At 60.2% G+C, this 24,913-nt stretch carries 22 protein-coding genes; 6 read left to right on the plus strand and 16 right to left on the minus strand.

Going from position 1 to position 24,913, the window contains the following annotated elements:
- The 9 genes from V1T76_RS26490 to V1T76_RS26530 form a co-directional block, all read right to left on the minus strand.
- Positions 1-921 (minus strand): sugar ABC transporter substrate-binding protein, encoded by a 921-nt coding sequence (locus V1T76_RS26490; RefSeq protein ID WP_330563682.1) that lies wholly within the window; start codon positions 919-921, stop codon positions 1-3.
- A 522-nt stretch (positions 922-1,443) separates the two neighbouring features.
- Positions 1,444-1,833, minus strand: a complete 390-nt coding sequence (locus V1T76_RS26495) for a GFA family protein (protein ID WP_330563839.1) — start codon at positions 1,831-1,833, stop codon at positions 1,444-1,446.
- 85 nt (positions 1,834-1,918) lie between these two features.
- Positions 1,919-2,659 (minus strand): SDR family oxidoreductase, encoded by a 741-nt coding sequence (locus V1T76_RS26500; protein WP_330563683.1) that lies wholly within the window; start codon positions 2,657-2,659, stop codon positions 1,919-1,921.
- Between the two features lie 122 nt (positions 2,660-2,781).
- Positions 2,782-4,236, minus strand: coding sequence for an aldehyde dehydrogenase family protein (locus V1T76_RS26505; protein WP_330563684.1), 1,455 nt, complete (start codon positions 4,234-4,236; stop codon positions 2,782-2,784).
- 11 nt (positions 4,237-4,247) lie between these two features.
- Positions 4,248-5,852 carry an ABC transporter ATP-binding protein gene (locus tag V1T76_RS26510; RefSeq protein WP_330563685.1) on the minus strand — a complete coding sequence of 535 codons (1,605 nt, stop codon included), beginning with the start codon at positions 5,850-5,852 and terminating at the stop codon, positions 4,248-4,250.
- Positions 5,849-6,679 carry an ABC transporter permease gene (locus V1T76_RS26515; RefSeq protein ID WP_330563686.1) on the minus strand — a complete coding sequence of 277 codons (831 nt, stop codon included), beginning with the start codon at positions 6,677-6,679 and terminating at the stop codon, positions 5,849-5,851. The genes V1T76_RS26510 and V1T76_RS26515 overlap by 4 nt, the downstream gene beginning before the upstream one ends.
- Entirely contained in the window at positions 6,679-7,626 is a 948-nt protein-coding gene (locus tag V1T76_RS26520) for an ABC transporter permease (RefSeq protein ID WP_330563687.1), read from the minus strand. The genes V1T76_RS26515 and V1T76_RS26520 overlap by 1 nt, the downstream gene beginning before the upstream one ends.
- A 101-nt stretch (positions 7,627-7,727) precedes the next feature.
- A complete protein-coding gene (locus V1T76_RS26525) occupies positions 7,728-9,212 on the minus strand; it encodes an ABC transporter substrate-binding protein (protein WP_330563688.1) in 1,485 nt (494 codons plus the stop codon).
- Entirely contained in the window at positions 9,199-10,524 is a 1,326-nt protein-coding gene (locus tag V1T76_RS26530; RefSeq protein ID WP_330563689.1) for an acetylornithine deacetylase/succinyl-diaminopimelate desuccinylase family protein, read from the minus strand. The genes V1T76_RS26525 and V1T76_RS26530 overlap by 14 nt, the downstream gene beginning before the upstream one ends.
- Positions 10,525-10,609: 85 nt before the next feature.
- Between V1T76_RS26530 and V1T76_RS26535 the strand changes: the two genes are divergently transcribed.
- On the plus strand, positions 10,610-11,149 hold the full coding sequence (locus V1T76_RS26535) for a PAS and helix-turn-helix domain-containing protein (RefSeq protein ID WP_330563690.1): 540 nt from the start codon (positions 10,610-10,612) through the stop codon (positions 11,147-11,149).
- 114 nt (positions 11,150-11,263) lie between these two features.
- Here the strand turns inward: V1T76_RS26535 and V1T76_RS26540 are convergent, their stop codons facing one another.
- The 6 genes from V1T76_RS26540 to V1T76_RS26565 form a co-directional block, all read right to left on the minus strand.
- Positions 11,264-12,118, minus strand: coding sequence for a fumarylacetoacetate hydrolase family protein (locus tag V1T76_RS26540; protein ID WP_330563691.1), 855 nt, complete (start codon positions 12,116-12,118; stop codon positions 11,264-11,266).
- A 77-nt stretch (positions 12,119-12,195) separates the two neighbouring features.
- Positions 12,196-13,140, minus strand: a complete 945-nt coding sequence (locus V1T76_RS26545) for an ABC transporter substrate-binding protein (RefSeq protein ID WP_330563692.1) — start codon at positions 13,138-13,140, stop codon at positions 12,196-12,198.
- A gap of 71 nt (positions 13,141-13,211) precedes the next feature.
- The gene (locus V1T76_RS26550; protein WP_330563693.1) at positions 13,212-14,216 is read right to left on the minus strand and encodes an ABC transporter permease; all 1,005 of its coding nucleotides are present in this window, start codon (positions 14,214-14,216) and stop codon (positions 13,212-13,214) included.
- Positions 14,213-15,739, minus strand: a complete 1,527-nt coding sequence (locus tag V1T76_RS26555; protein ID WP_330563694.1) for a sugar ABC transporter ATP-binding protein — start codon at positions 15,737-15,739, stop codon at positions 14,213-14,215. Before V1T76_RS26555 ends, V1T76_RS26550 begins: the two co-directional genes overlap by 4 nt.
- 37 nt (positions 15,740-15,776) lie before the next feature.
- A complete protein-coding gene (locus V1T76_RS26560; RefSeq protein ID WP_330563840.1) occupies positions 15,777-16,532 on the minus strand; it encodes an SDR family oxidoreductase in 756 nt (251 codons plus the stop codon).
- A 45-nt stretch (positions 16,533-16,577) separates the two neighbouring features.
- Positions 16,578-18,104: a UxaA family hydrolase gene (locus tag V1T76_RS26565; protein ID WP_330563695.1), complete on the minus strand. Its 1,527-nt coding sequence runs from the start codon at positions 18,102-18,104 to the stop codon at positions 16,578-16,580.
- A gap of 206 nt (positions 18,105-18,310) precedes the next feature.
- Here V1T76_RS26565 and V1T76_RS26570 point away from each other — a divergent pair, with 206 nt between their 5' ends.
- The 4 genes from V1T76_RS26570 to V1T76_RS26585 all read left to right on the plus strand — a co-directional run bounded on the left by V1T76_RS26570 (position 18,311) and on the right by V1T76_RS26585 (position 21,413).
- Complete coding sequence (locus tag V1T76_RS26570) at positions 18,311-19,024, plus strand: GntR family transcriptional regulator (protein WP_330563696.1); 714 nt, start codon at positions 18,311-18,313, stop codon at positions 19,022-19,024.
- Positions 19,025-19,109: 85 nt separating this feature from the next.
- Positions 19,110-20,162, plus strand: coding sequence for an aldo/keto reductase (locus tag V1T76_RS26575; protein WP_330563697.1), 1,053 nt, complete (start codon positions 19,110-19,112; stop codon positions 20,160-20,162).
- Positions 20,152-20,583 (plus strand): RbsD/FucU family protein, encoded by a 432-nt coding sequence (locus tag V1T76_RS26580; protein WP_330563698.1) that lies wholly within the window; start codon positions 20,152-20,154, stop codon positions 20,581-20,583. The genes V1T76_RS26575 and V1T76_RS26580 overlap by 11 nt, the downstream gene beginning before the upstream one ends.
- Positions 20,580-21,413 carry an amidohydrolase family protein gene (locus V1T76_RS26585; RefSeq protein ID WP_330563699.1) on the plus strand — a complete coding sequence of 278 codons (834 nt, stop codon included), beginning with the start codon at positions 20,580-20,582 and terminating at the stop codon, positions 21,411-21,413. The genes V1T76_RS26580 and V1T76_RS26585 overlap by 4 nt, the downstream gene beginning before the upstream one ends.
- Before the next feature lie 408 nt (positions 21,414-21,821).
- On the opposite strand, the gene V1T76_RS26590 is transcribed toward V1T76_RS26585, so the two are convergent.
- On the minus strand, positions 21,822-24,179 hold the full coding sequence (locus V1T76_RS26590) for a transketolase-like TK C-terminal-containing protein (RefSeq protein WP_330563700.1): 2,358 nt from the start codon (positions 24,177-24,179) through the stop codon (positions 21,822-21,824).
- Positions 24,180-24,301: 122 nt separating this feature from the next.
- On the opposite strand from V1T76_RS26590, the gene V1T76_RS26595 reads away from it, so the two are divergent.
- Positions 24,302-24,772, plus strand: coding sequence for an Lrp/AsnC family transcriptional regulator (locus V1T76_RS26595; RefSeq protein WP_330563701.1), 471 nt, complete (start codon positions 24,302-24,304; stop codon positions 24,770-24,772).
- The last annotated feature ends 141 nt before the right edge of the window (positions 24,773-24,913 follow it).

The raw sequence follows: 24,913 nt of genomic DNA on the forward strand, positions 1-24,913 counted from the left end.
TTACTTCGCAGTCACCAATTCGATCGGGGTCTTGACCCAGCCCTGAAGCTGTTCACCGGTCGAAACGACGTCGAGCGCCATGTCGATGGCATTGGCCGCCATGTCGGTGCCGAACTGATCGACGGTTGCCAGCATCCGGCCGTCTTCGATCATCGGACCGACAGCGGGAATATTGTCGAAACCGACCACTTCGATGTCGGTGCGGCCAGCGCTTTCCAGTGCCTTTACAACGCCGATGGCCATGGAATCATTGGCTGCCATCACGCCCTGAATGTCAGGATGAGCCGTCAGCATGGTTGCGAAGACCTGGTTGGCTTCTTCGGTTTCCCAATGCGCAGTGCGGCTGTCGAGCAGGTCGAGCTTGTATTCGGCAACGGAATCTTCAAAGCCCAGACGGCGCTGCGTGGCGTTGTCCGCACCCGGGTTGCCTTCGATGATGACGACCTTGCCGCCCTCGCCCAGCTTTTTGCCGAGTGCGTCGCCGGCAAGCTTGGCACCGCCGCGGTTGTCCGGTCCGACGAAGGCCAGTTCAACGCCCTGCTGTTTCTTGGCTTCTTCATCAAGTGCCACGTCGAAGTTCACCACGACGATACCGGCTTCCATCGCCTTTTTCAGCGGACGGACCATGGCGCGGCTGTCGGCAGGCGCAACCACGATGGCGTCGACGCCCTGCGTGATGAAGTTCTCGACCGCGTTGATCTGGGATTCAAAGTCGGTCTCGTTCTGCATGCCAACGGCCTTGAGCTCATAGTCGCCGCGGCGCTTCTGATGCTCTTCCGCACCCACCATCATGTTCTGAAAGAACTCGTTGGCCAGCGATTTCATGATCAGGCCAACCACCGGCTTGTCATCAGCGAGAGCGGTTCCACCGAGCAAAGCGAGGCCTGTCGCTGCCGCAACAGCGATTTTCAATAACTTCATGATTTTCCTCCCAAAAAGGCTGCACCTCTCACGCCATTCCAAGGGCGCTATCAGGCTCGATAATTGAAAGCACGGCCGAATTGGGACGTCAATATGAAACGTTTCATTTTTTTGAATGCATTCATTTCATGCGTAAAAATAGCGAGCGATTTCAGCATCTTTCGCCTGAAATTAAACGTGAGAAAAATTTGCCTGAGAGGGTTCCGACGGCGCCAAAGAGGATCGAATCCGGTGCCCCTTTGTCCCGCCGAAGACGTGAGGTACCATCGTTCAGGGATGCATAAACCGGAAATCAGAACGCGCGAAGACCTACAGGCTTTGCCGTTTCAGCAGGTGGCACGAAGGACAAACGCAGACCTCATCCAGGCCTGCTCACCATCCAGCTAGCACCAAGCCCGGGTTTGATCGCGTCAGCGTAGCTTGAAGACTCGGCCACTCAGAAAATGCGTATACCCCGGGTCTCGCGATGCTCGCCCGGGTAGACACCGGAGGGCGGCGCGGTGGTCTTTGGTCCTGGAGCCCCTACTCCTCGCGGCCCTCGTTTTCCCGGTCACGCTCGTAATGGCTGGAAATCGGAAACTCCGGCAACCAGGCTTCTCGGCGGATGGTCCAGAGTTCATAGGTCGGCTTCAACTGATCAGGGGCGTCCAGCGCACCCAGATGCAGTTCCATTTCATCACCGGACTGGGAAAAGACCGACGAGCCGCAGCACGGGCAGAAAGACCGCCCCTGATAAGCCTCTGTCTGGCCTTCAACCGTCACGGCATCCTGTGGAAACACAGCCGAGGCGTGGAACAGAGCCCCGTGATGCTTGCGGCAGTCGAGACAATGGCAGAGGCCGACCCGATACGGTTCGCCCTCAGCCACAAATCTGACGTTTCTACACAAGCAGCCACCGGTGTATCGCTTCATGATCTCGTTTTCCTTCAGCCGTCTCGATGTCGCGCAAGTCTGTTGGAACATGTCGATACAGGATCCGGCCGAGGCTGATCAATCCTCAGATACAGCGACCGCCGTCGACTTCCATCGCGACACCCGTGATCATGCCTGCCTCGTCCGAGCACAGGAAACAGGCGGCATTGCCCATGTCTTCGGGCGTGGAAAAGCGGCCGATGGGAATGGTGGACAGGAACTTGGCCCGTATTTCAGGCGTGTCTTCCCCCATGAAGCTTTTCAGAAGCGGCGTTTCACCGGCCACCGGGCAGATCGCGTTCACCCGAACACCCGAAGGGGCCAGTTCCACGGCCATTGTCTTCGTCGCGGTGATCATCCACCCCTTGGAGGCGTTGTACCAATTGAGCCGCGGACGCGGGCTGAGGCCTGCGGTGGAGGCAACATTCAGGATCGCGCCCTTGCCGGCTTCCGTCATGGCCGGAACGAAGTGCTTGGCCGTCAGGTAGACCGACTTGCAATTGACCGCCATCACCCGGTCGAACTCTTCTTCGGTGACCTCCTGCATCGGCTTGGGCAGATGCGTGATGCCTGCGTTGTTGACCAGAATGTCAACGCTGCCGAGCAGAGACGAGGCAACGTCGGCCATGTGGCTGACACTGTCGTTGCTGGACACATCCGCCTTGATGGCGAGACCGCCGACTTCGGAGGCAATTTCCTCGGCAAGTTCCAGGTTCAGGTCGGCGACCATCACCTTGGCGCCTTCTGCAGCGAACTTGCGCACGATCCCGGCGCCAAAGCCCGAGGCCCCGCCCGTGACAATCGCCTTCTTTCCTTCAAGTCTCATGCAAACCTCCCGATCTTGGTTCCATGCTCTCCAGCGTCATCCCGGCCAAGCGAAACGCGAGCCGGGAAAGGGGAGCTACATTCGAATGTTCTTTGGCGCAGCGATCCGGAGCATCCGAGCCCCTACCCGTGAAACGCCGCCACCGTCTTCAGCGTGGTGAAGCCGTAGAGTGCTTCGAAGCCTTTTTCCCGGCCATGGCCGGATTTGCCCATGCCGCCGAACGGCAACTCGACACCGCCACCGGCGCCGTAATTGTTGATGAAGACCTGGCCTGTACGGATCTTTTTGGCGAGCCGCATCTGGCGCGCTCCGTCGCGGCTCCAAAGGCTCGCGACCAGGCCGTAGTCCGTGCCATTGGCGATGGCGATGGCTTCGTCCTCGTCGTCAAAGGGAATGATCACCTGCACCGGACCGAAGATCTCGTCCCGGGCCAGCACGTGGCCGGGTGAGACGCCGGCAAAAAGGGTCGGGCAGACATAGTTGCCGCCGTCAGGTGCATCCTGCAGCACACCTTCTGCCACCTTTTGAAGATCCGCACCCCGGTCCAGAAAGCTGGAAACGATGCCCTTCTGCTTTGACGAGATCAGCGGCCCAACGTCGAGATCGTTCAGCGCCGGTCCAACCTTCAGGGAACCGTAACGAGCCGCCATGCGTTCGGTAACCTGATCAACGACAGACCGGTGCACAAGAATGCGCGAGGACGCCGAGCAGGTCTGGCCCGCGTTCTGGATGCCCGCGTTGACCAGAAACGGCAGGGCTGCGTCCAGATCGGCATCTTCGAACACAAGCTGAGGCGACTTGCCGCCGAGCTCCAGTGTGACCGGCACAACATTTTTGGCTGCTGCCGTCTGCACCTGAACACCGGTCGCGACCGATCCGGTGAAGGAAATGTGGTGAACGCGGGGATGAGCTGTCAGAGCTGCACCGGCTTCGGACCCGAGCCCCGGAACCACGTTCAACGCCCCCTCCGGCAAACCGGCCTGACGGGCAAGATCGGCAAAGGCGAGTGCCGTCAGGCAGGCGTCTTCCGCCGGTTTCAACACACAGGCGTTGCCCGTTGCCAGTGCCGCACCAACTGATCGCCCAATGATCTGCATCGGGTAGTTCCACGGCACGATATGCCCGGTGACGCCATGCGGTTCGCGCAAGGTGTAAACCGTGTAGCCATCGAGATAGGGAATGGTTTCGCCATGGAGCTTGTCGGCGGCGCCGCCATAAAATTCCAGATACCGGGCAAGCGCGACCGCATCGGCGCGAGCCTGTTTCAGCGGCTTGCCAACGTCGATGGATTCGATCCGCGCCAGATGGTCGACCTTTTCCAGCACCAGTTCGCGCAGGCGAAACAGGAACCGGCCGCGTTCGGCAGCGTTTGTCCGGCCCCACTCCCCTGCCATGGCAGCTTCCGCCGCCTCGACCGCCGCATCAATATCCTCCGCCCCGCCGCGGGCAATCGCCCCGATGCGTGCACCGGTCGATGGATCGTTCAGCGGCAGTTCGCCTCCTCCCGCAGGGGCCACCCATTTTCCGCCGATCAGGCACTTGGCCGGATCGAACCAAAGGTCCAGGTCCTGGGTCATGGGCTTCTCCCTCAAGCAATACCGGCCGGCAGAACCGGCGCGGCGGCAACAAGTTGTTGTGTGTATGGGTGGTTGGGCCGGTCAAAGACGGTGTTTGTCGGACCTTCTTCAACGATCTTGCCGGATTTCATTACCAGCACCCGATCCGTGATCGAGCGGACCACGCTGAGATCGTGGCTGATGAAGAGGTAGGTCAAGCCGAACCTGTCGGCCAGATCCGCCAGAAGATCGAGCACCTGGGCACGGACGGATACATCAAGCGCCGACACTGCTTCGTCCAGAATGATCAGGTCAGGCTTTATGATCAGCGCGCGTGCAATTGCGATGCGCTGGCGTTGGCCGCCGGAAAATTCGTGAATGTACTTGTTGGCATCGGCCGCGCTCAGGCCAACGCTTTCAAGAGCTTCGGCAATGGCCCTGTCGCGCTCGGCACCCTTGGGCGGGTTAGCAAGCAGATGGAACGGTTCGGTGACCAGCCGTTCCACCTTCCAACGCGGATTGAAGCTGCCATAGGGGTCCTGAAACACCACCTGCATGCGCCGGCGTACGATCTGATTTGCATGGTGATGGGTGAAGACCGGCAGACCATCGAACAGGATCTCGCCGCCCTGCACCTCCTCAAGGCCGAGGATCGCCCGCGTAAGCGTCGATTTTCCGCAACCGGATTCGCCGACAAGACCAAGGCTTTCACCTTTGCGGATCTCGAAGCTGACCCCGTCAACGGCTCGAAACTGTGTGGTCTTGCCCCACCAGCCATGTGTGTGCCCGGTATAATCGCGCACGACGTCCCGCACCTGCAGCAGAGGCAACTCCAGCACCTCCTGGCAGCGTTCCGGCACATGGGCCGAGGCCTCCAACAGCGCGCGCGAATAAGGATGTTGCAAGTTGCCAAAAAGCACTTTCGCCGGACCGCTTTCGACCACCTCGCCCTGGCGCATGATCACCAGATCGTCGGCAAGGTCGGCCACGACGGCGAGATCATGACTGATCAGCATCAGGCCCATGCCGTCCTCGGCGACAAGGCGCTTCAGAAGATCCAGGATCTGCGCCTGGGTGGTGACATCCAGCGCCGTGGTCGGTTCATCGGCAATCAGGAGTTTGGGCCTGAGCGCGATCGCCATGGCGATGACCACCCTCTGCCGCTGACCGCCGGAGAGTTCATGCGGATAGCGGCTGAGCGGGAACCGTTCCTGCGGCAGCTCTGCCCGATGCAAGGCATCGGCTGCTCGTGCCATCGCTTCGGCTTTGGAAACGCGCTCGTGGATCAGGATCGTCTCGGCAACCTGAGCGCCGATGGTCTTCAGCGGGTTGAGCGCGGTCATGGGCTCCTGGAAGACCATGCCGACGTCCCGCCCGCGCAGACCGCACATTTCGGCTTCACTCAGCGAGAGGATATCCTTGCCGGACAAGGTGATCGACCCGGTGCAGGACGCACCTCCCGGCAACAGCTGCAGCACGGAAAAAGCCGTGATCGACTTGCCCGAGCCGCTCTCGCCAATGACACCGAGAATGCGGCCCGGCGCCACGTCCAAGGAAACGTTCTTCAGGATCGGCAGACCATGAATGGAAAGCGACAGGTCCTGTATCGAAAGAAGGCCAGCTTCGGAGAGGCTCATGTGCGAGCTCTCCTGAGTTTCGGGTCGAGACTGTCACGCAGGCCATCGCCCAGCAGGTTCAGCCCGAGCACGGTCAACAGGATGGCAAGGCCCGGAAACAGCGCCAGATGGGGCGCAAGCGATATCATCGTCTGGCTGTCGGCCAGCATACGGCCCCAGCTTGCGGTGGGCGGCTGCGCGCCAAGGCCGACATAGCTGAGACCTGCCTCGGCGAGAATACCCAGCGAAAACTGGATCGTGCCCTGAACGATCAGGAGATTGGCGACGTTGGGCAGGATGTGCTCCAGCGAAATGCGCGCCGAGCCCTTGCCCGCCACCCGCGCTGCCAGAATGTATTCCCGGTTCCAGAGCGACAGTGCTGCCCCACGCGTCAGGCGGGCGAACACCGGGATGTTGAAGATGCCGATGGCGATGATGGCGTTGAGTGCCGATGCCCCGAAAACGGCGGTGATCATGACCGCGATCAGGAGGCTCGGGAACGCAAATACGAGGTCGTTGGCGCGCATGATGATCTCGTCCATCAGTCCGCCTTTTCTGGCAGCGGCGGCAAGACCGAGCGGGACACCGACGGCCATGCCGATGCCGACGGCCACCAGCGCAACGGCGATAGAGGTGCGCGCGCCGACCATGATCATGCTGAGAATATCCCGCCCGAACTGATCGGTGCCGAAGGGATGCAGCCAGCTTGGCGGTTTCATCCGGTTGGCGATATCCACCACCGTCGTGTCGTACGGCACCCACACGAGGCTGATCAGCGCGGCAGCCGTGAACAGAAGCGTCAGAAAGGCGCCCGGAAGCAGGGTGCGGCTGTGGAACAAGAGGCTCATCAACGGCGCCTCCGCAATCTCGGATCTACCCAGGCATAGGCCATGTCGACGGTGAAGTTGACGACGATCACCGCAAACACCAGCAGCATCACGACACTTTCGACCACGATCAGGTCGCGCGCGCTGATTGACTGGAAGACCAGTCTGCCGAGCCCCGGCAGGAAGAAGACGTTCTCAATGATGATGGCCCCCGCCAGCAGGAAGGAGAATTGAAGCCCGAGGATGGTCAGCACCGGAATGAGCGCGTTGCGCACCGCATGGCGCCAGAGCGCCTGCCCTTTGCTGAGCCCCTTGGCCCGGGCGGTACGGACGAAATCCTCCCCCAGCGTGTCGAGCAGGCTGGAGCGCATGACACGTGTCAGGATGCTCGCCTGTGGCAGCGCGAGCGCAATGGCCGGAAGGGTCAGTGCCTTCAGGGCCACGAAGAAGCCTGCATCCCACCCCGGAAAACCGCCAGCGGAAAACCAGCGCAGATTGATGGCAAAGACCAGCACCATCAGCATCGCAAACCAGAAATTGGGAATGGCAATGCCGAGCTGCGTGACACCCATGACGGCGCCATCGGCATGGGAGCCACGGCGCGAGGCGGCCCAGATGCCGGCCGGAAAGGCGATCAATGTGCTCAGGACCAGGGCATAAAGTGCCAGTGGCAAGGACACCCAGAGCCTGTCGGCAATCATGCCGGCGACCGGTGTTCGGTAAGTATAGGACGTTCCGAAATCGCCCACCAGAAGACCACCGGCCCAGGTTGCGTAGCGCTCAAGGATACTGCCGCCGAGGCCCAGTTCCTGGCGCAGCGCAGCCAGCGTGTCTTCCTGGGCGTTGAGGCCAAGCATGTAGGACGCCGGATCGCCGGGCACCACTTCCAGGGCCAGGAAGATCACCACCGACGCAGCCACGAGGCTAAGCCCCAGAGACAAAAGGCGTTTCAGGAAATATTGCAGCATGAACGCGTCGCGTGCCTATCGGCAGTCAGATACCGGCAAAAGGAATGGAGGGATGAAAGATGCCCGCACACCCGGCGCGGACATCTTCTGTGCAGTTCGGGTCAGTCTTCCCAATAAACCGCCGTCAGGTCCGTTGCCTGGGTCGGCTGGTTTTCCCAGAGGCCCTTGATCTTGGCATCGGCGACGGTCGGGAATGCGAGCTGGAACAGGTAGGTGTTGACATAATCCTTGGAGATCATCTCCTGGGCCTGCTTCAGAAGATCGGAGCGTTTGGCCGGATCGTTCTCTGCCGTCAGATCGGCAAAGAGTTTCTGGAAGTCCGCATTGTCATACTGGAAATAATAGTCCGGACGGGCATAGATGCCGATATCCATCGGTTCGGTATGGCTGACGATCGTCAGGCCATAATCCTTGCCCTTGAAGACCTGCTCCAGCCACTGCGCCCATTCCAGATTGGTGATCTCGGTTTCTATGCCGACGGCACGGAGCTGTGCCGCGATGATCTCCCCGCCCCGGCGGGCGTAGGAAGGCGGCGGCAGCTTCAGCGTGGTGGTGAAGCCATCGGCATAACCGGCTTCGGCCAGAAGTTTCTTGGAAAGTTCTGGGTCGTACTGGCTGTTGTCCGTCAGATCGACGTAGTCGGGATTATGCGGCGCGAAATGGGTACCGATCGGCGTGCCGTAGCCGAACATGGCACCATCGATGATCGCCTGCCGGTCAATCGCATGGGCAATCGCCTCGCGCACCTTGATGTTGTCAAGCGGCGGCAGCTTGTTGTTGGCGGCAAGAATGGTCTCGCCTTCGGTAGAGCCGACCAGCACCTGAAAGCGGGGATCGGCTTCGAACTGCGGCAGGTTTTCCGGTGCCGGAAAACCGACGAAAGCATTGACGTCTTCCGCCATCACGGCAGCGAAGGCCGCCGTCGGATCGGAAATGAACTTGAAGGTGACTTTGTCCAGCTTGGCCGGTTCACCCCAGTAATCCGCGTTCTTTTCCAGATCGATGCGGTCGCCCTGCACCCAGTCGGTGAACTTGAAGGCTCCCGTTCCGATTGGCTTGCTCTTGATATCGGCGATGGATTCCGGCGCGACGATGACCGCATCGCCCCAGGCCATATTGAACAGGAAATTCCCGTTCGGTTCCTTGAGCGTCACCTTCACAGTGAGCGGATCAACCACTTCAACGGTTTCGATGCCGGTGAACAACGCCTTCTGGGCATTCTGGCTGTCATCGGCCCGTGCGCGGTCCAGGCTGAACTTGACGTCGTCTGCCGTCAGATCCGATCCATCATGAAACTTCACGCCTTCATGCAGCTTGAAGGTGTAGGTCTTGCCGTCCTCGGAAATCTCCCAGCTTTCGGCAAGACCAGGGTTGACCGAGCCATCCGGGCCGAAGCGGGTCAGCCCTTCGAAGACGTTGGAATAAAGAACGGAATCAATCGCGCCTGCAGCGGCACCAGTCGGGTCCAGATGCGGTGGCTCCAGTTGCATGGCGACCACGATATCGCTCTTCGCATGGGCCAGTCCCACGCTCGCGACCAACGCCAGAGCGCTGACCAGACCCAATCCAAACTTACGCAAACGCATGACTTCCCCCTTTATTGAGGCCGCTTTCGCAAGGCCTTGCCAAAAGCTCGATCAGCGAACGGCCCATCACCTTCGCAGAATCGAGCATGTCATCCACTCCCACATATTCGTCCGGTTTGTGTGCCAGATCCAGAATGCCCGGGCCATAGGCGATACAATTTTTCAGTTTGCCGATACGGTCGATGTGCTTCTGGTCGTATGTGCCTGGACTGACGACATACTCCGCTTCGCGGCCCATGGTCTCGGCAATCGCCTTGGCGACGGTCCGCACGACGGGTGCATCCTTTTCCGTCATGGTGGGTAGCACCCTGTGCAATTCGCGCAGGTCATAGCGGAATTTGTCGCGCCGTCCCTCGACCGTCTTCAGCACCTCCAGAACTTCCGCCTGCACATCATCGATGTTTTCCTCCAGCAGAAACCGGCGGTCGATCACCATCCGGCAACTGTCCGGTACGCAGGGGCTCGGAAGGCCGGTGAAATCCGCTTCGCCTTCCGACTGTCCGCCATGGATGGAGTTGATGTTGAGCGTCGACTGCTTGGCCCCTTCCGGCACTACCGGCATTTCGGTGCGTTTTTGCGCGAGCGCCGGAAACAGGCTCTGCTCCATTTCGTCGATCACCGCGCCCATGTGCCGGACGGCGCAATCGCCGAGGAACGGCATCGAGCCATGGGCGATTTCCCCGAAGGTTTCCAGTTCGGCCCACCAGACGCCTCTGTGGCCGAGGCAGATACGATCCTTGTTGAGCGGTTCGGGAATGATGACATGCTGGACGCGGTCCGGGCTGAAGTAGCCCTTGCCGGCGAGATAGGCGACGCCGCCGTAACCACCCGATTCCTCGTCCGCCGTGCCGCTGATCTCGATTGCCCCGGCGAAATCCGGACAGACGGCCAGAAAAGCCTCGGCCGCGACGATGCTGGCGGCAAGACCGCCCTTCATGTCACAGGCGCCCCGGCCATAGATCTTGCCGTCGATAAGTTCTCCGCCGAAGGGGTCTTTCGTCCATCCGTGCCCGACATCGACCACATCGATATGACTGTTGAAATGCACACATTCGCCGGGGTGGTCGCCATCGCGGCGCGCGATGATATTCCAGCGCGGATATCTGTCGCTGTCGCCCGGTGTGCCATGGGCCCGGATCAGTTCGATGTCGAAACCGGACCTGGACAGGCGCTTCTGCAGATAGTCGCAGATTTCCCGGTAGTTCTCGCCGGGTGGGTTGAGCGTGGGAATACGCAGAAGGTCCTGCGTCAGCGCAATCAGATCGTCGCGTCTTCCGTCAATTTCACGGATCAGGTCGTCTGCAAGCGCCATCCCGTCCCACCTCCCGTTGGAAAATCAGGCGAGAACTATGCTACCGTCAAACTACGGTGCCAATACCGTAGGAACACGGTGAACCATGGAAGACCTCGACCAACTCGCTTTTGAAAATGCCCCCATGGGCCTTGCGCTGACCGAGAACCGTATCATCCGCGCCTGCAACCAGACATTCGTGGAGATGTTCGGCTTCAAGAAGGATCAGTTGATCGGCCAGAGTTTCCGGCTGCTCTACGGCACCGACCAAGAGTTCCACCAGATCCGGGACATCGGCCTTGAGCCCCTGCGCCGGTCCCTGCCTTATACGGACGAACGGCTGATGCGGCGCTCCGACGGGACGCCGATCTGGTGCCGGTTCCGCGCCCGCACCCTGACGCCGGAAACGCCGCTGGCCCGGATCGTCCTGAGTTTCGCCCTGATCGACAATGCGGCCGCGGGGCCGAAACTGACACCGCGTGAGCGCGATGTTCTGCTGCTCCTGTCCCAGGGCCAGACCAGCAAGGAAATGGGGCGTGTCCTGGATCTTTCTCCCAGAACCGTCGAGGACGTGCGGGCGAGACTCCTGAAGAAGTTTCAGGTCAAAAGCGTTGCCGTGCTGTTGTCCCGGCTTTCCGGACAATAGCCGGCTGCCACCTGCATGGCTTCAGGCCCTTTTGACCTCGGCCTTCCTTCAACACGCGAAAGGCCGAACGCGTTGCCGCGTCCGGCCATAGATTTACGTCCAAAGCCTGAGGGATCAGGCCTTGGTAACTTTCTGGGTCTGGCTGCCCAGCTTGTCGATGCCCAGCGTCATGACTTCGCCGCCCTTCAGGTAGACCGGCGGCTTCTGGCCCATACCGACGCCCGGAGGCGTGCCGGTGGAGATGACGTCTCCCGGCTGCAGGCTCATGAAGCGGCTGAGATAGGAAATCAGGAACGGCACGCGGTAGACCATGGTCTTGGTAGAGCCGTTCTGGTAGCGCTTGCCGTCAACTTCCAGCCACATGCCCAGATCGTCGAAGTTGCCGACTTCATCCGGTGTAACCAGCCAGGGGCCGATTGGGCCGAAGGTATCGCAGCCCTTGCCCTTGTCCCAGGTGCCTGAGCGTTCAATCTGGAATTCGCGTTCGGACACGTCGTTGACGACACAGAAGCCGGCGACATGGCTCATCGCATCGCCTTCCTCGATATAGGCACCGCCCTTGCCGATCACGACGCCGAGCTCGACTTCCCAGTCGGTCTTCTGTGATCCGCGCGGGATCTTCACGTCGTCATCAGGACCGACGACGGCCGAAGTCCACTTGTTGAAGACCACCGGTTCCGGCGGAACGTCCATGCCGGATTCGGCAGCGTGGTCGGCGTAGTTGAGGCCGATGCAGATGAACTTGCCAATCTTGCCGACACAAGGACCGACGCGCAGATCCTTCTGGGGAGTTCCCTCGACCAGCGGCAGCGAAGCGACATCAAGCCCCTGAAGGCGCTGAATGCTCTCAGGCAGAAGAACATCGCCGGAAATATCCGCGACGACGGAAGACAGGTCACGAACACGGTTGTCGGCATCGAGAACACCGGGTTTTTCCTGTCCCGGTGCGCCATATCTCAGCAATTTCATAAAGGATCGTCCTTGTATGGTTGGAGCCCGGCCGCAGTTGCAACCGGGCTCGATGGGTTTGGTTACGACAAAACCGATCAGTCGTACAAGACTGCAGCGATCTTCGGATCGTCAATGTTGGACTTGTCGTAATAGTAGAAGCCGGTATCGATGTGGGCCGGAACTTCCTTGCCCTGAGAGGCTTCAAGCGCCGCTTTCACGGTCTCATAGCCGATACCGACCGGGTTCTGGGTGATAGCACCCGCCATGACGCCGTTGCGGATGGCATCTTTCTGGGCCTTGCCGCTGTCATAGCCGATGATGACGACGTCGGTGTTCCCCATTTCGGAGACACCGTTGACGACACCCAGGGCCGAGCCTTCATTGGCACCGAAGATGCCCTTCAGGTCCGGGTTGGCCGTCAGGATGGCCTTGGTGAGTTCGGTCGACTTCAGATGATCGCCGCCACCATATTGAACGGTCACCACCTCGATATCCGGGTGCTTCTCCTTCATCTGGTTGACGAAACCGTCCACGCGGTCGATGCCGGTCCGGCTGGTCTGGTCATGTGCCACGACGGCGACCTTGCCGGCTCCGCCGATCAGATCGGCCATCTTGTCGGCGGCCAGAGCGGCGGCCGCAATGTTGTCGGTGGATGCGGTCGACACCGGAATGTCACTGTCCACCCCACTGTCAAAAGCGATGACAGGGATGCCCTTTTCCTGAGCCTGTTTCAGCAGCGGAATGGCCGCCTGGCTGTCGAGGGCCGCAAAGCCGATAGCCGTCGGGTTCTTGGCAAGGGCAGCGGCCAGCATGTCGATCTGGCGGTCGACCATGGTCTCATTGTCCGGACCTTCGAAGGTGATCGTGACGCCCATTTCCGAGGCGGCCTGATCGGCACCGGCCTTCACGGCCTGCCAGAACTGGTGCTGGAAGCCCTTGGAGATCAGCGGAATGTAGGTCTCCTGGGCGAAGGCGAAGTTCCCCGAAAGCATCAGAGCGGCTGCGCTTGCGGCTCCGATAAGAGTACGTCTGTTCAGCATATTCCTCTCCTTTGGTAGAAACGGACGGAAGGTCCGATAGTCGGGGCATTGCCGCCCTCTTGTGGTTTCACTCAGGCTTTGCGCCTGCGCACCATGTCCGCGTAAACGGCCAGGATGATGATTGCGCCGGTCACCACCGTCTGCCACTCCTGGGCGACGGACAGGACGCGCAAACCGTTGGTCAGGACAGCCATGATCAGCGCTCCGATCAAGGTGCCCAGAACCGTGCCGCGGCCGCCGGACAGCGATGTGCCACCGATCACCACAGCCGCGATGGCTTCCAGCTCATACCCCAGGCCGAGCGCCGGCTGGGCAGAGTTGAGGCGCGATGCGATCAGAATGCCGGCGATGCCGCAGATGGAGCCAGCCAGGGCGTAGACCGACATCTTCCAGAAATCGGTGTTGACGCCGGACAGGCGGACCGCCTCTTCGTTGGAGCCCAGCGCGAAGGTGTAACGGCCAAGAACCGTGCGGCCGAGAATGTAGGATGCGGCCCCGGCCACCAGGAACAGGATCAGAACCCCGTTCGGGATCGGCAGCGCCGGAAAAATGTCACCGATCAGCGAACCGCGGGAAATCAGGTCGAAGCCCGGCGTGTCGTTGAAGTATATCGGCCGGGTTCCGGAAATCACCAGCGACAAACCTTTCAGGATCAGCATCATGCCGAGGGTGGCGATAAAGGGCGGAATTTTCATCTTGGCAATGAAGGTGCCCGAACACAGGCCGCAAAGAGCCCCCGTTGCAACGGCGGCAATCACGCCAAGCGGCAACGGCATGCCGAGATTTGTCAGAACGACGCCTGCGATGACCGCGCAGAATGTCATCAAGGTTCCGACGGACAGATCGATCCCGCCCGTGATGATCACCAGGGTTGCCGCAACCGCCAGCACGCCATTGACGGATGTCGCCTGAAGGATGGCGATCATGTTGGAGGTCTGCATGAAGTTGGGCGAAGCGATCGAGAAACCGATCAGCAATAGAACCAGACTGGCGAAGGCCAGCAATTTCTGGTGCGCCCCGGTCTCGATCAGACGTGCAACGAGCGACGGCGAGGAGGACGGATTGACGGCGGTCATTGCTGGTATCCTTCTGGCTGCATGGATGGCGCCCGAAGCGTCGCAAGATGCATGATGTCTTCCTGGGTGGTGCTTTCACCTCCCGGCAGGATGCCGGTCAGCCGCCCTTCACACATGACGGCGATGCGATGGCTGAGCCGCATGATTTCAGGCAATTCCGAGGATATGACGATGATCGCCCTGCCCTCGTTCGCCAATGCTTTGAGCAGTTTGTAGATTTCCGACTTGGCGCCGACGTCGATGCCACGGGTAGGCTCATCGAAGATCAGGATGTCGCAGTCCCGGTAAAGCCATTTTGCGATGACGACCTTCTGCTGGTTGCCGCCTGAGAGCAGCCGGACTTCCTGCCTGTCGGACGGCGTGCGGATTTCCAGCTTGGCGATATAGTCCTGCGCGGTCTGGCGCATGGCGTCTTCACGCAGGACACCGAACCGGCTGGAAAAACGATCCAGACTGGCCAGCGCCACGTTGGTGCGGACATCCATACCGGTGGCGAGGCCAAAATGCTTGCGGTCCTCGGAGAGATACCCGATCCCTGCCCGCACCGCGTCGGAAGGTTTCGATATCGAGCGGGGTGTGCCGTGAACCCGGATTTCGCCGCTGTCGCGCGGGTCTGCGCCGAAAATGGCACGCGCCACTTCCGTCCGCCCTGCGCCCATCAGCCCGGCGAAACCCAGGATTTCGCCCTTCTTGACGGAGAAGCTGACATCTCGAATTTCGCGCCCCCGGTTGAGCCCGCGCACATCCAGCACGGTCTCCGCATTGGACAGATCAGGAATGACGATGGCTTCGCTGGTCAACTCCCGGCCCACCATCATGGAAATAATCTTGGAAACGGGCGCTTCCGCCGCATCGACTGTTCCGACATAGGCACCATCGCGCATGACCGTCACCCGGTCGGCGATCTGCTTCAGTTCGTCCATCTTGTGGCTGATATAGATGATGCCGACACCATCGGCCTTCAGGCCGCGGATGATGGTGAAGAGTTCGGCGATTTCCGCATCATTCAGCGCGGCAGTCGGCTCGTCCATGATGAGAACGCAGGAGCGGTAGGACAGCGCCTTGGCGATCTCCACCATCTGCTGGCGGGCAATGGTCAGTTCGCCGACAATCGTCTTCGGGTTCATCTTCAGGTTCATGGACTTGAAGATCTCAAGCGCCCCTGCATTGAGCGCCGCCTCATCCAGTCGGCCGAAACGCTTGCGCGGTTCCCTGCCGATGAAGATGTTCTGGGCAACCGTAAGGTCGTTCATCAGGCTGAGTTCCTGGTGAATGATGCCGATGCCGAGCGCCTGCGCGGCTCTTGGGCCGTCGATCTCCACCGCCTGGCCGTTGACCAGCAGCTCGCCGCCGTCCTTCGGGTAGATGCCGGACAGGATCTTCATCAGCGTCGACTTGCCGGCGCCGTTTTCTCCCATAAGTGCGTGCACTTCACCGCTGTTCAGGTCGAAGCTGACATTCTTGAGGGCATGCACGCCGGGGAAGCGCTTTTCGATCCCCGTCATCCTCACCAGATTTGTCATGGCGCGATCCTCCCAAACCGCGACAAAGGGGGCACCGTCAGATGGTGACACCTCCATCGACCAGAAGTGCCTGACCGGAAACGAACCTGCTTTCGTCGGACAGCAGGTAGACGACCATCGGCGTCATGTCGTCGACAGTTGCCAGACGGCCCATGGGTTGCCGGGCAATGAAGTTTTTCTCCGCTTCCACGGGATCGGGTGCAGAGGCGATGCGTCCGCGCAAGGACGGGGTGTCGACGGTGCCAGGGCACAGCGCGTTGCAGCGGATGCCTTCCTTCACGAAGTCCGCCGCAACACCCTTGGTCAGGCCAATCACGGCCGCCTTGGTAGCACCATAGGCCGTGCGCATCGGAAAGCCCTTTATGGACGATGCCATTGACGCCATGTTCAGGATCGAAGCGGTTCCGGTGGCCTTGGCGCGGTCGCGCATACCCGGCAGGAAGGCCTGCGTCATGCGATACATAGAGGTGACGTTCAGCTCGAAGCTGAAGGCCCAGTCGTCTTCGCTGATATCGAGAACCGTGCCGTTATGAACAAAGCCCGCGCAGTTAAAGAGGCCGTCAAGCGCTGGCAGTTCGGCGGCCAGGGCATCAATGGCTACGCGGTCGCGAACGTCCAGCTTGTGGATCTCGATACCGGGGCACTCCGCGGGGAGCGTCGACAGCGTTTCCTCGTTGACGTCCGCAGCAAAAACCTTCGCGCCTTCGTTTGCGCAGGCAATCGCGCTTGCACGGCCGATGCCTTGTCCCGCCGCTGTTACCAAAATTGTTTTATCTTTCAAGCGCACTGAAATCCTCCCGAAGGCCTAGGTATTTTCTTCACATCAAGCTCGATGCGACTACATCACCGCACCGATCTGCCACGGCACGAATTCAACACCGCCGAAGCCGAGTTCCTCACTCTTGGATTGTCTTCCCGAGGCAACGGCAATGATCATTTCGAAGATCTCCTCACCCTTGGCTTCCAGGCTGACGTTGTCGGAGATGATGTCACCGCAATTGATGTCCATGTCTTCCGACATACGGCCATACATCTCGCTGTTGGTGGCCAGCTTGATGCAAGGGGTCGGCATGTAACCCGAGACGGAACCGCGCCCTGTCGTGAAGACAATGATATTGGCACCCGAGGCGATCTGACCGGTCACCGAGCACGGATCGAAGCCGGGGCTGTCCATGAAGACAAAGCCCTTCTTGTCGATCGGTTCGGCAAACTTGTAGACGTCCACCAGCGGCGCAGAGCCGCCCTTGGCAGCAGCCCCGAGCGACTTTTCCAGAATAGTCGTCAAGCCGCCGCGCTTGTTGCCGGGGGACGGATTGTTGTCCATCTCGCCGCCGTTGCGTGCGGTGTAGTCTTCCCACCAGCGCACACGCTCGATCAGCTTCTTGCCGACATCGACGGACACGGCCCGTCGCGTGAGAAGGTGTTCTGCGCCGTAGATCTCGGACGTCTCGGACAGGATGGTGGTGCCGCCGTGACGGACCAGAAGATCGGATGCGATCCCGAGGGCCGGATTGGCCGTAATGCCGGAATATCCGTCCGAACCGCCGCATTGCATGCCGACGGTGATTTCGGAGATCGGCACCGGTATGCGCTCGGCCTTGTTGGCAAGTTCGGCGAGTGCCCGCAGCTCCTTCAGCCCTGCCTCGATGGTCTTGCGCGTGCCACCCGTCTGCTGAATGGTCATATAGCGCAGATCACCATCCGGGCGGATTTTCCTGTCACCAACAAGGTCGGCAATCTGCATGACTTCGCAACCGAGACCGATCAGCAGGATGGCTGCGAAATTCGGATGCTGGGCATAACCGGAAAGGGTCCGGAACAAGGTCGCGTAGCCTTCGTCCTTGCCGGACATGCCGCAGCCGGTGCCGTGAACGATGGGAACAATCCCATCTACATTCGGAAACTCTTCCAGCAAACCGGACTTTTCTGCAGCTTCGGCGATGAACTTCGCAACGGAACCGGAGCAGTTCACCGAGGTCAATATTCCGATGTAGTTGCGCGTGCCGGCGCGCCCCGTCTGACGGCGGTAGCCGAGAAAGGTGCGCTCTTCAGTTGCCGCATCCAGGGGAACGGAGGCTTCGGCGTGCTGATAGTCCTGGCTGTGCTCGCCCATGCCTAGGTTATGAACATGCACATGCTCTCCCGGCCGGATGTCAGCTTTCGCCTGGCCGATGATCTGACCGTAACGGATGACGTTTTCGCCAGCCGGGATCAGTTTGCAGGCAATCTTGTGCCCGCGCAGGATCTGTCCGGGGATGGGCCCTTCGACATGGGAAACGCTGGCGCCGGCCGCAATGTCCTGAAGGGCGATGACCACGTTGTCATCGGCATTCAGAAGGATTGAATTGGCATGTGGCTGCAACACGTCTGTCTCCCCGCTACGGCCGGCTTGGTCGGTCCGCCCTGCCCTCGGTAGATGACTTGGGCTCACGTAACCTTCTGACGAATATCGACTTTTCACTTCGCTCAGGACACCCGAGAAGGCGTGCTGATCTGGCCGGTCTTTCTTCACGATTAGCTTGACAGGGCAACTGTGTCAACTAACATGTTAGCATTCCAATCGAGTTGACAATGTCCCTGAACAGCGAACAAGACTTTCCCGAAATCACCCTGCCCGACATCGGCAAACTGTCCGGTTCGCTGGCTCAGCGTGTCTACGAGGCCCTGCGCACCGCCATCCTCGCCATGGACCTGCCTCCAGGAACTCCGCTCAAGAAACAGGTCATCTGCGATCAGCTCGGCGTGTCCCGCTCCCCTGTGACGGAAGCCATCACCCGGTTGGCCGGCGAAGGTCTGGTGGAAGTCATTCCCCAGTCAGGTTCGCGCGTCACCAAGTTCTCGATGTCCGAAATTCGTGAAGGCGCGTTTCTGCGGGAAGCCATTGAATTGGCGGCGGTATCAAAAGTCGCCGCCGAGCGCACCGAGGAACAGCTTCTTGAGCTGAACCGCAACATGCGCCTTCAGGCCCTTTGCCTGGAAGACCACGATGAAGCCGGGTTTTATCGGGAGGACGAGCATATGCACGAGCTCATCTTCTCGTTCACCGGGTATCCGAAACTCAACACGCTTGCCACCACCGGCTGGGTGCAGGTAAACCGGGCGCGGCAATTGCTGCTACCCATGCGTGGCCGTGCCTTTGAGGCCTACGACGAACACAGGGTCATCATCGAGGCGATCCGCGATCGCGATCCGGAACGGGCCCGACAAGCCATGAAAAAGCACCTGAGTGAACTTGTAAGCCGTCTGGAACCGCTCGCCGAAACCAGACCAGATCTGTTCGACTGACACCTGGCCCTTCGGCCCGACACAAGACCGCAGGTCATGCGGCGCGAAATCAATCCGACCCCGGGGAAATGTCCAAAGGAAACACATGACCGCTTTGAAAACGCAGCGGCTGAACGGCAGAACCGCAAGACCCATCGACCTGACAGAGATGGGTTTCGGCGGCGCTCCACTCGGCAATCTTTATCGCAAGGTCTCTGAAGACGATGCTCAGGCTGCGTTACAGGCGGCCTACGACAACGGCATTCGCTATTTCGACACGGCGCCGCAATATGGCCTCGGCCGTTCGGAAATGCGCTTCGGCACTGCCATCAAACGCTTCGGCCGTGAGAACATCCAGCTTTCGACCAAGATCGGCCGTCTTCTGCTGGACTGCGAGCCGCATGAAGTGACGCCGGAAGCCTTTGTCGACGTGCCGCAAAAGCGGATCGTCTTCGACTACAGCTACGACGGCGTCATGCGCAGCTACGAGGCAAGCCGACAGCGTCTTGAGGTCGCAAACGCAGACATACTTTTCGTGCATGACGTCTGCGCCTTTTCGCAAGGATCCCAGGAAGCAAGCGATGCCCGCGTGCGCGAACTCTTCGATCTTGGTGGCTACAAGGCCCTGACCGAGTTGAAAGAGGCAGGCGAAATTGCCGCCATTGGCGCCGGTGTAAACGAGTGGCAGGTTTGCCAGAAGCTGCTGGGCCTTGCCGATTTCGACTGCTTCCTGCTGGCCGGGCGCTACACGCTTCTCGAACAGGACGCCCTTGAGAGCTTCCTGCCTCTTTGCGAACAGCGCGATGTCGGCATCATTCTGGGCGGGCCTTATAATTCCGGAATTCTGGCAACCGGAGCCGTTCCCGGTGCCAAGTACAACTATGCCGATGCGCCGGAGGATATCCTGGAGCGCGTGCGCAAGATCGAGGATGTCTGCCGCAGCCATTCCGTGCCGCTGATCGCAGCCGCCCTGCAATTCGTTCTTGGGCATCCGAGCGTGAAAACCGTCATCCCCGGAGCAGTGAACGCCGCCGAGGTGGAGGCGAACATTGCGCTTCTACAGACCGATATTCCAGCAGCGCTCTGGTCGGATCTCAGGTCCGCCAAACTGATCCGTCCCGATGCCCCCTTGCCGAGCGAGACCAACCATGTTGCGTAACCTTCCCCCTATCCTGAGCCCTTCGCTGCTTTATGCCCTCAGAGCCATGGGCCATGGCGACGAGATCGCCATTGTCGACGCCAATTTTCCGGCTGAAAGCTCCGGCCCCGATTGTGTTCGCCTCGACGGCATTTCCGCAACCGATACGCTGAAGGCGATCCTGTCAGTAATGCCGCTCGACACATTCGTTCCGGCGCCCGCCAGAACGATGCAGGTGGTTGGCGATCCCGATGCGGTGCCGGGGATCGTCGCGGAGTTTCAGACCATCATCAATGAAACCGCCGACAAACCTGCGCAGATCCAGACCCTGGAACGTCACGCCTTCTATGAAGCCGCCAGCAATGCCTTTGCCGTGGTCCAGACAGGGGAAAGCCGCCTTTATGGCAACATCATCCTGACCAAGGGCATTATCGAACCATGAGACTCGATGCACATCAGCATTTCTGGGCCCTTGAGCGCGGAGACTATGGTTGGCTGACGCCCGAGCTCGAACCGATCTATCGCGATTTCGGCCCCGGCGACCTCACACCGTATCTGCAGCAGTTCGGGATTGAAGGAACAATCCTTGTCCAGGCGGCGCCAACGGTTGCGGAAACCCGCTACATGCTGGACCTGGCCGATGAGAATAGCTTCATCAAGGGCGTGGTCGGCTGGGTCGATTTCGAGGCTGCGGAAGCGTCGGACCAGATCGCCGAACTGGCGGGCAACCCGAAGCTGGTCGGGCTGAGGCCGATGATCCAGGATATTGAAGATCCGGACTGGATGTTGCGCCCGGACCTCGTGCCGGCATATGAGGCGCTGATCGAGCAGAACCTCGTGTTCGATGCGCTCACCCTGCCACAGCATCTGGCGAACCTCCTGAAAATCGCGGAGCGCCATCCCGGCATGCGCATCGTCATCGACCATGGTTCCAAACCGTATATCGCGGATGGCCGTATGACCGGATGGGCAGAGGATATGGCCACCATTGCGCGGGACACGACAGCCTACTGCAAGCTTTCCGGTTTGGTCACGGAAGCAGGCAGCAACTGGACCACGGAAACCTTGCGCCCCTATGTGGCGCACCTGCTGGACACCTTCGGCCAGGACCGCCTGATCTGGGGCAGCGACTGGCCGGTCTGCACCCTCGCCTGCTCCTATGAGGACTGGATCGGGATCACCGATGCGTTGCTGAGGGACCTTGATGAAGCAGAACGGCAGGCTGTTCTCGGCGGGAATGCGGAGCGGGTTTATCTCAAGAGGGCGGATTAATTCTCACGCTCATACTGAGGAAGGTCGATAGGCCTCTCTCAAAGGATAAGCCGGCTATTCGGAGCAAGCGGCCCATCCTTCGAGACAGCGCTTGCGCGCTTCCTCAGGATGAGGCTGAGTGTCGTTGAATCTGGTACAATCCGTCCCGGTGCTGCAGCGACGGCCACCCGGCCTGTCCGCTGAATGACTTTGGACACCTTGCTACGGATTCACCCCGGACAGGCGTAGCGCAGATCCGGGGCCTACTCTCAATGCAGCTTGCTGAAGCCCGCGTCATTTCGAAAGTGACTGTCATTCCGCCCTCTGGAAATGAGTGAGCGCAGGGCCTCCCTTCGGTCGACCGGGATGATATCAAAGTGTGGCGCTGGCGGTCGGTCTCATGCAACTGCGGGTGAGAGACCAAGCGCTCTAAACCCGTCGCCCTGGCGTCAGTCCATTCACCTTCTCGATGATCGAGGCTGCGTCGATGCCGAAGTGCCGGTAGAGATCGCCGATCGTGCCGGTCTGGCCGAAATGTTCGACACCGAGCGGGATGGTCTGGTGACCGGCGACACCACCGAGCCAGGCGAGCGTTGCCGGGTGACCGTCGGTCACGGTGATCAGTTTGCAATGAGCTGGCAGATCGCCCAGAAGCAGCTCGATATGAGATCTGGCCGCCGCATTGCCGCGAGACCGTGCCCTTTGCGCTGCTGTCCAGCCCGCATTGAGGCGGTCTGCAGAAGTGACGGCCAGAACGCCGACATCGCGCCGGTTGCCGGCAAGTTCTCCAGCCGCCTTGATGGCTTCAGGCGCAACGACGCCCTGATAGGCGATCACCACTTCACAATTGGGTCCCGGCTTGCGCAGCCAGTAGGCACCATCGATAGCGCCCTGGCGGAAGGCATCGTCCGCCCGTTTGACAGGTTGTTCGATCGGGTTGGTCGACAGGCGCAGATAGACGGAGCCGCCAGTCTCGTCGCGCAGCCAGGTGCGCTCATCCGGATCTCCCTCGCCGTCCCGCTGCAGGTAGTCGAAGGCCCATTCCATGATCACGGCCAGTTCGTCGGCAAAGGCCGGTTCGAAAGCGGCCAGTCCGTCCTGGCTCATGCCGATCAGCGGCGTGCCGATGGACTGGTGGGCACCGCCTTCCGGCGACAGGGTGACGCCTGACGGCGTGCCGACAATCATGAAGCGGGCATCCTGATAACAGGCATAGTTGAGGGCATCGAGGCCGCGACAGACGAAGGGATCATAGACAGTGCCGATGGGGATCAGCCGTTCGCCGAAAAGAGAATGGGAAAGACCGGCAGCCCCCAGCAGCAGGAACAGGTTCATCTCGGCGATGCCAAGTTCGATATGCTGGCCTTCCGGCGTGAATTCCCACTTGGCGGTCGACGGGATCCGGTGCTCGATAAAGGCGTCGGCCATCGCCTTGCGCGCAAAGAGCTTGCGACGGTTGACCCAGGGCCCGAGGTTGGTGGTGCCGGTGACATCGGGAGAGGTGGTGACGATGCGCTCCGCCAACTTGCTGTCGCCTTTGGAGAGATCGTCCAGCACCTTGCCGAAGGCCATCTGGGTGGAAATATCCCGGTCCGAGGCGATCTCGATGGCAGGTACGGTGATCTTGTCGTCGGAGAAGCGGCGCCTGCCGTTGGCAAAGAACGGCACCTGATCCAGAAACGCTTTCAGCGCGCCAACGTCCTGAACAGTCGCAAACGGTTCCCATTCCTCGCCTTCGGCAACACCCATATGCTTCTGCCACTCGGCCATCTGCGCCTTGTTCATCAGGCCGCCGTGATTGTCCTTGTGGCCGGCAATCGGCGTGCCCCACCCCTTGATGGTATAGGCAAGGAAGCAGGTCGGCTTGTCATGATCGATGGCGGCAAAGGCTTCGGCCATGGTCTCGGTACAGTTACCGCCGAGATTTTCCATGAGATCCGCCAGTTCGTCGTCGGAGCGGCGGTCTATCAAGGCGGTAACATCGCCCTGATCGCCCAGATCATCCATCAGGCGTTTGCGCCAGACGGCACCGCCCATGAAGGTGAGCGCGGAATATTCCTGGTTGGAACACTCGTCGATCCACTGGCGCAGCTTGTCGCCGCCGGGTTCGGCAAAGGCAGCACGCTGCAAGGCACCGTATTTGATCCGGACCACCTGCCAGCCGAAGGCATCGAAGATCTTCTCGACACGGTCGAACAGGCCTTCGCGAACAATGCCGTCGAGCGACTGACGGTTATAGTCGATGATCCACCAGCAGTTCCTGAGGTCGTTCTTCCAGCCCTCCTGCAGGGCTTCATAGACATTGCCTTCGTCCAGTTCAGCATCGCCGACCAGAGCGATCATGCGGCCAAGCGGCTTGTCGCCGGACCAGCTCTTTGCGGCGATATAGTCCTGCACCAGCGAGGCGAAGGAAGTTATTGCCACTCCAAGGCCGACCGAGCCGGTGGAGAAATCGACATCATCGATATCCTTGGTGCGCGAAGGATAGGACTGGACGCCGCCGTAACCCCGGAAGTTTTCCATCTTTTCACGCGTCTGATTGCCCATCAGATACTGGATCGCATGAAAGATCGGTGAGGCATGCGGCTTGACCGCCACCCGGTCTTCCGGCCGCAGCACCGAGAAATAGAGCGCCGTCATGATGGAAACCATGGAAGCCGAACTTGCCTGATGCCCACCGATCTTGATGCCATCCACTTTCGGACGGATGTGGTTGGCGTGGTGGATCATCCAGTGTGACAGCCACAACAGGCGCTGTTCGATGGTCTTCAGGTGCTCGGTGCTCATGGTGGCGTTCCCGTTCAATGCGTACTCGACGTTACTCTAGCTTCGGGCAAGAACCGTTTTCTTGCTATTTCCTAATCTTTTGGGATAAGTCTTGGCGACTTTCACCAACAATGGATCCTTTCTTGGCGATTTCCGACACACTCGACACATTTGATATCCAGATCCTGCGTGAGCTGCGCCAGAACGGCAGAGTATCGATCCAGGATCTTTCCGAGCGTATCGGCCTGAGCGCGACTCCGACCGCCCGCCGCTTGCGGCACCTGGAAGACCGCGGCATCGTGACCGGATATTGCGCTCTGATCGACGAGGTGAAGCTCGGCTACGAGGTTTCGGTTTTCGTGTCCGTCGAGCTCGACAAGCAGATCGATGTCACGCTCGACCAGTTCGAAGCTGCCATTCAGGCGTTTCCGGAAGTCGTCGACTGCTGGCTGATGACCGGCAACCGGGACTACCTCATGCGCGTGGCTACCACCGGGCTCGCAGCCTTCGAAACCTTCCTCACCGGGAAACTGACCAAGGTGCCGGGCGTTGCCAATATCGAAAGCTCCATACCGCTGCGGCGCGTGAAATCCGGCGTGGCGCGGACGCCGTGATTTGGGCTGTTGCCGGCCCTGTCGCTCGCTCACACCCTCAGCTCACGTCCCCCTCACTCCCTCTCCTTCGCCATTCCTTCGCATCCCCGACTCCCTCATTCTGAGGAAGGCCAACGGCCCGTCTCGAAGGATGGGCCGCTT

Origin of the sequence: Roseibium sp. FZY0029, from assembly GCF_036350355.1 — a bacterium.
GTDB lineage: Bacteria > Pseudomonadota > Alphaproteobacteria > Rhizobiales > Stappiaceae > Roseibium.

Bases quoted from the DNA above. Each gene is read 5' to 3' on its own strand.
- V1T76_RS26490 (WP_330563682.1), bottom strand. From the start codon at position 921: ATGAAGTTATTGAAAATCGCTGTTGCGGCAGCGACAGGCCTCGCTTTG.
- V1T76_RS26495 (WP_330563839.1), bottom strand. From the start codon at position 1,833: ATGAAGCGATACACCGGTGGCTGCTTGTGTAGAAACGTCAGATTTGTG.
- V1T76_RS26500 (WP_330563683.1), bottom strand. From the start codon at position 2,659: ATGAGACTTGAAGGAAAGAAGGCGATTGTCACGGGCGGGGCCTCGGGC.
- V1T76_RS26505 (WP_330563684.1), bottom strand. From the start codon at position 4,236: ATGACCCAGGACCTGGACCTTTGGTTCGATCCGGCCAAGTGCCTGATC.
- V1T76_RS26510 (WP_330563685.1), bottom strand. From the start codon at position 5,852: ATGAGCCTCTCCGAAGCTGGCCTTCTTTCGATACAGGACCTGTCGCTT.
- V1T76_RS26515 (WP_330563686.1), bottom strand. From the start codon at position 6,679: ATGAGCCTCTTGTTCCACAGCCGCACCCTGCTTCCGGGCGCCTTTCTG.
- V1T76_RS26520 (WP_330563687.1), bottom strand. From the start codon at position 7,626: ATGCTGCAATATTTCCTGAAACGCCTTTTGTCTCTGGGGCTTAGCCTC.
- V1T76_RS26525 (WP_330563688.1), bottom strand. From the start codon at position 9,212: ATGCGTTTGCGTAAGTTTGGATTGGGTCTGGTCAGCGCTCTGGCGTTG.
- V1T76_RS26530 (WP_330563689.1), bottom strand. From the start codon at position 10,524: ATGGCGCTTGCAGACGACCTGATCCGTGAAATTGACGGAAGACGCGAC.
- V1T76_RS26535 (WP_330563690.1), top strand. From the start codon at position 10,610: ATGGAAGACCTCGACCAACTCGCTTTTGAAAATGCCCCCATGGGCCTT.
- V1T76_RS26540 (WP_330563691.1), bottom strand. From the start codon at position 12,118: ATGAAATTGCTGAGATATGGCGCACCGGGACAGGAAAAACCCGGTGTT.
- V1T76_RS26545 (WP_330563692.1), bottom strand. From the start codon at position 13,140: ATGCTGAACAGACGTACTCTTATCGGAGCCGCAAGCGCAGCCGCTCTG.
- V1T76_RS26550 (WP_330563693.1), bottom strand. From the start codon at position 14,216: ATGACCGCCGTCAATCCGTCCTCCTCGCCGTCGCTCGTTGCACGTCTG.
- V1T76_RS26555 (WP_330563694.1), bottom strand. From the start codon at position 15,739: ATGACAAATCTGGTGAGGATGACGGGGATCGAAAAGCGCTTCCCCGGC.
- V1T76_RS26570 (WP_330563696.1), top strand. From the start codon at position 18,311: ATGTCCCTGAACAGCGAACAAGACTTTCCCGAAATCACCCTGCCCGAC.
- V1T76_RS26575 (WP_330563697.1), top strand. From the start codon at position 19,110: ATGACCGCTTTGAAAACGCAGCGGCTGAACGGCAGAACCGCAAGACCC.
- V1T76_RS26580 (WP_330563698.1), top strand. From the start codon at position 20,152: ATGTTGCGTAACCTTCCCCCTATCCTGAGCCCTTCGCTGCTTTATGCC.
- V1T76_RS26585 (WP_330563699.1), top strand. From the start codon at position 20,580: ATGAGACTCGATGCACATCAGCATTTCTGGGCCCTTGAGCGCGGAGAC.
- V1T76_RS26590 (WP_330563700.1), bottom strand. From the start codon at position 24,179: ATGAGCACCGAGCACCTGAAGACCATCGAACAGCGCCTGTTGTGGCTG.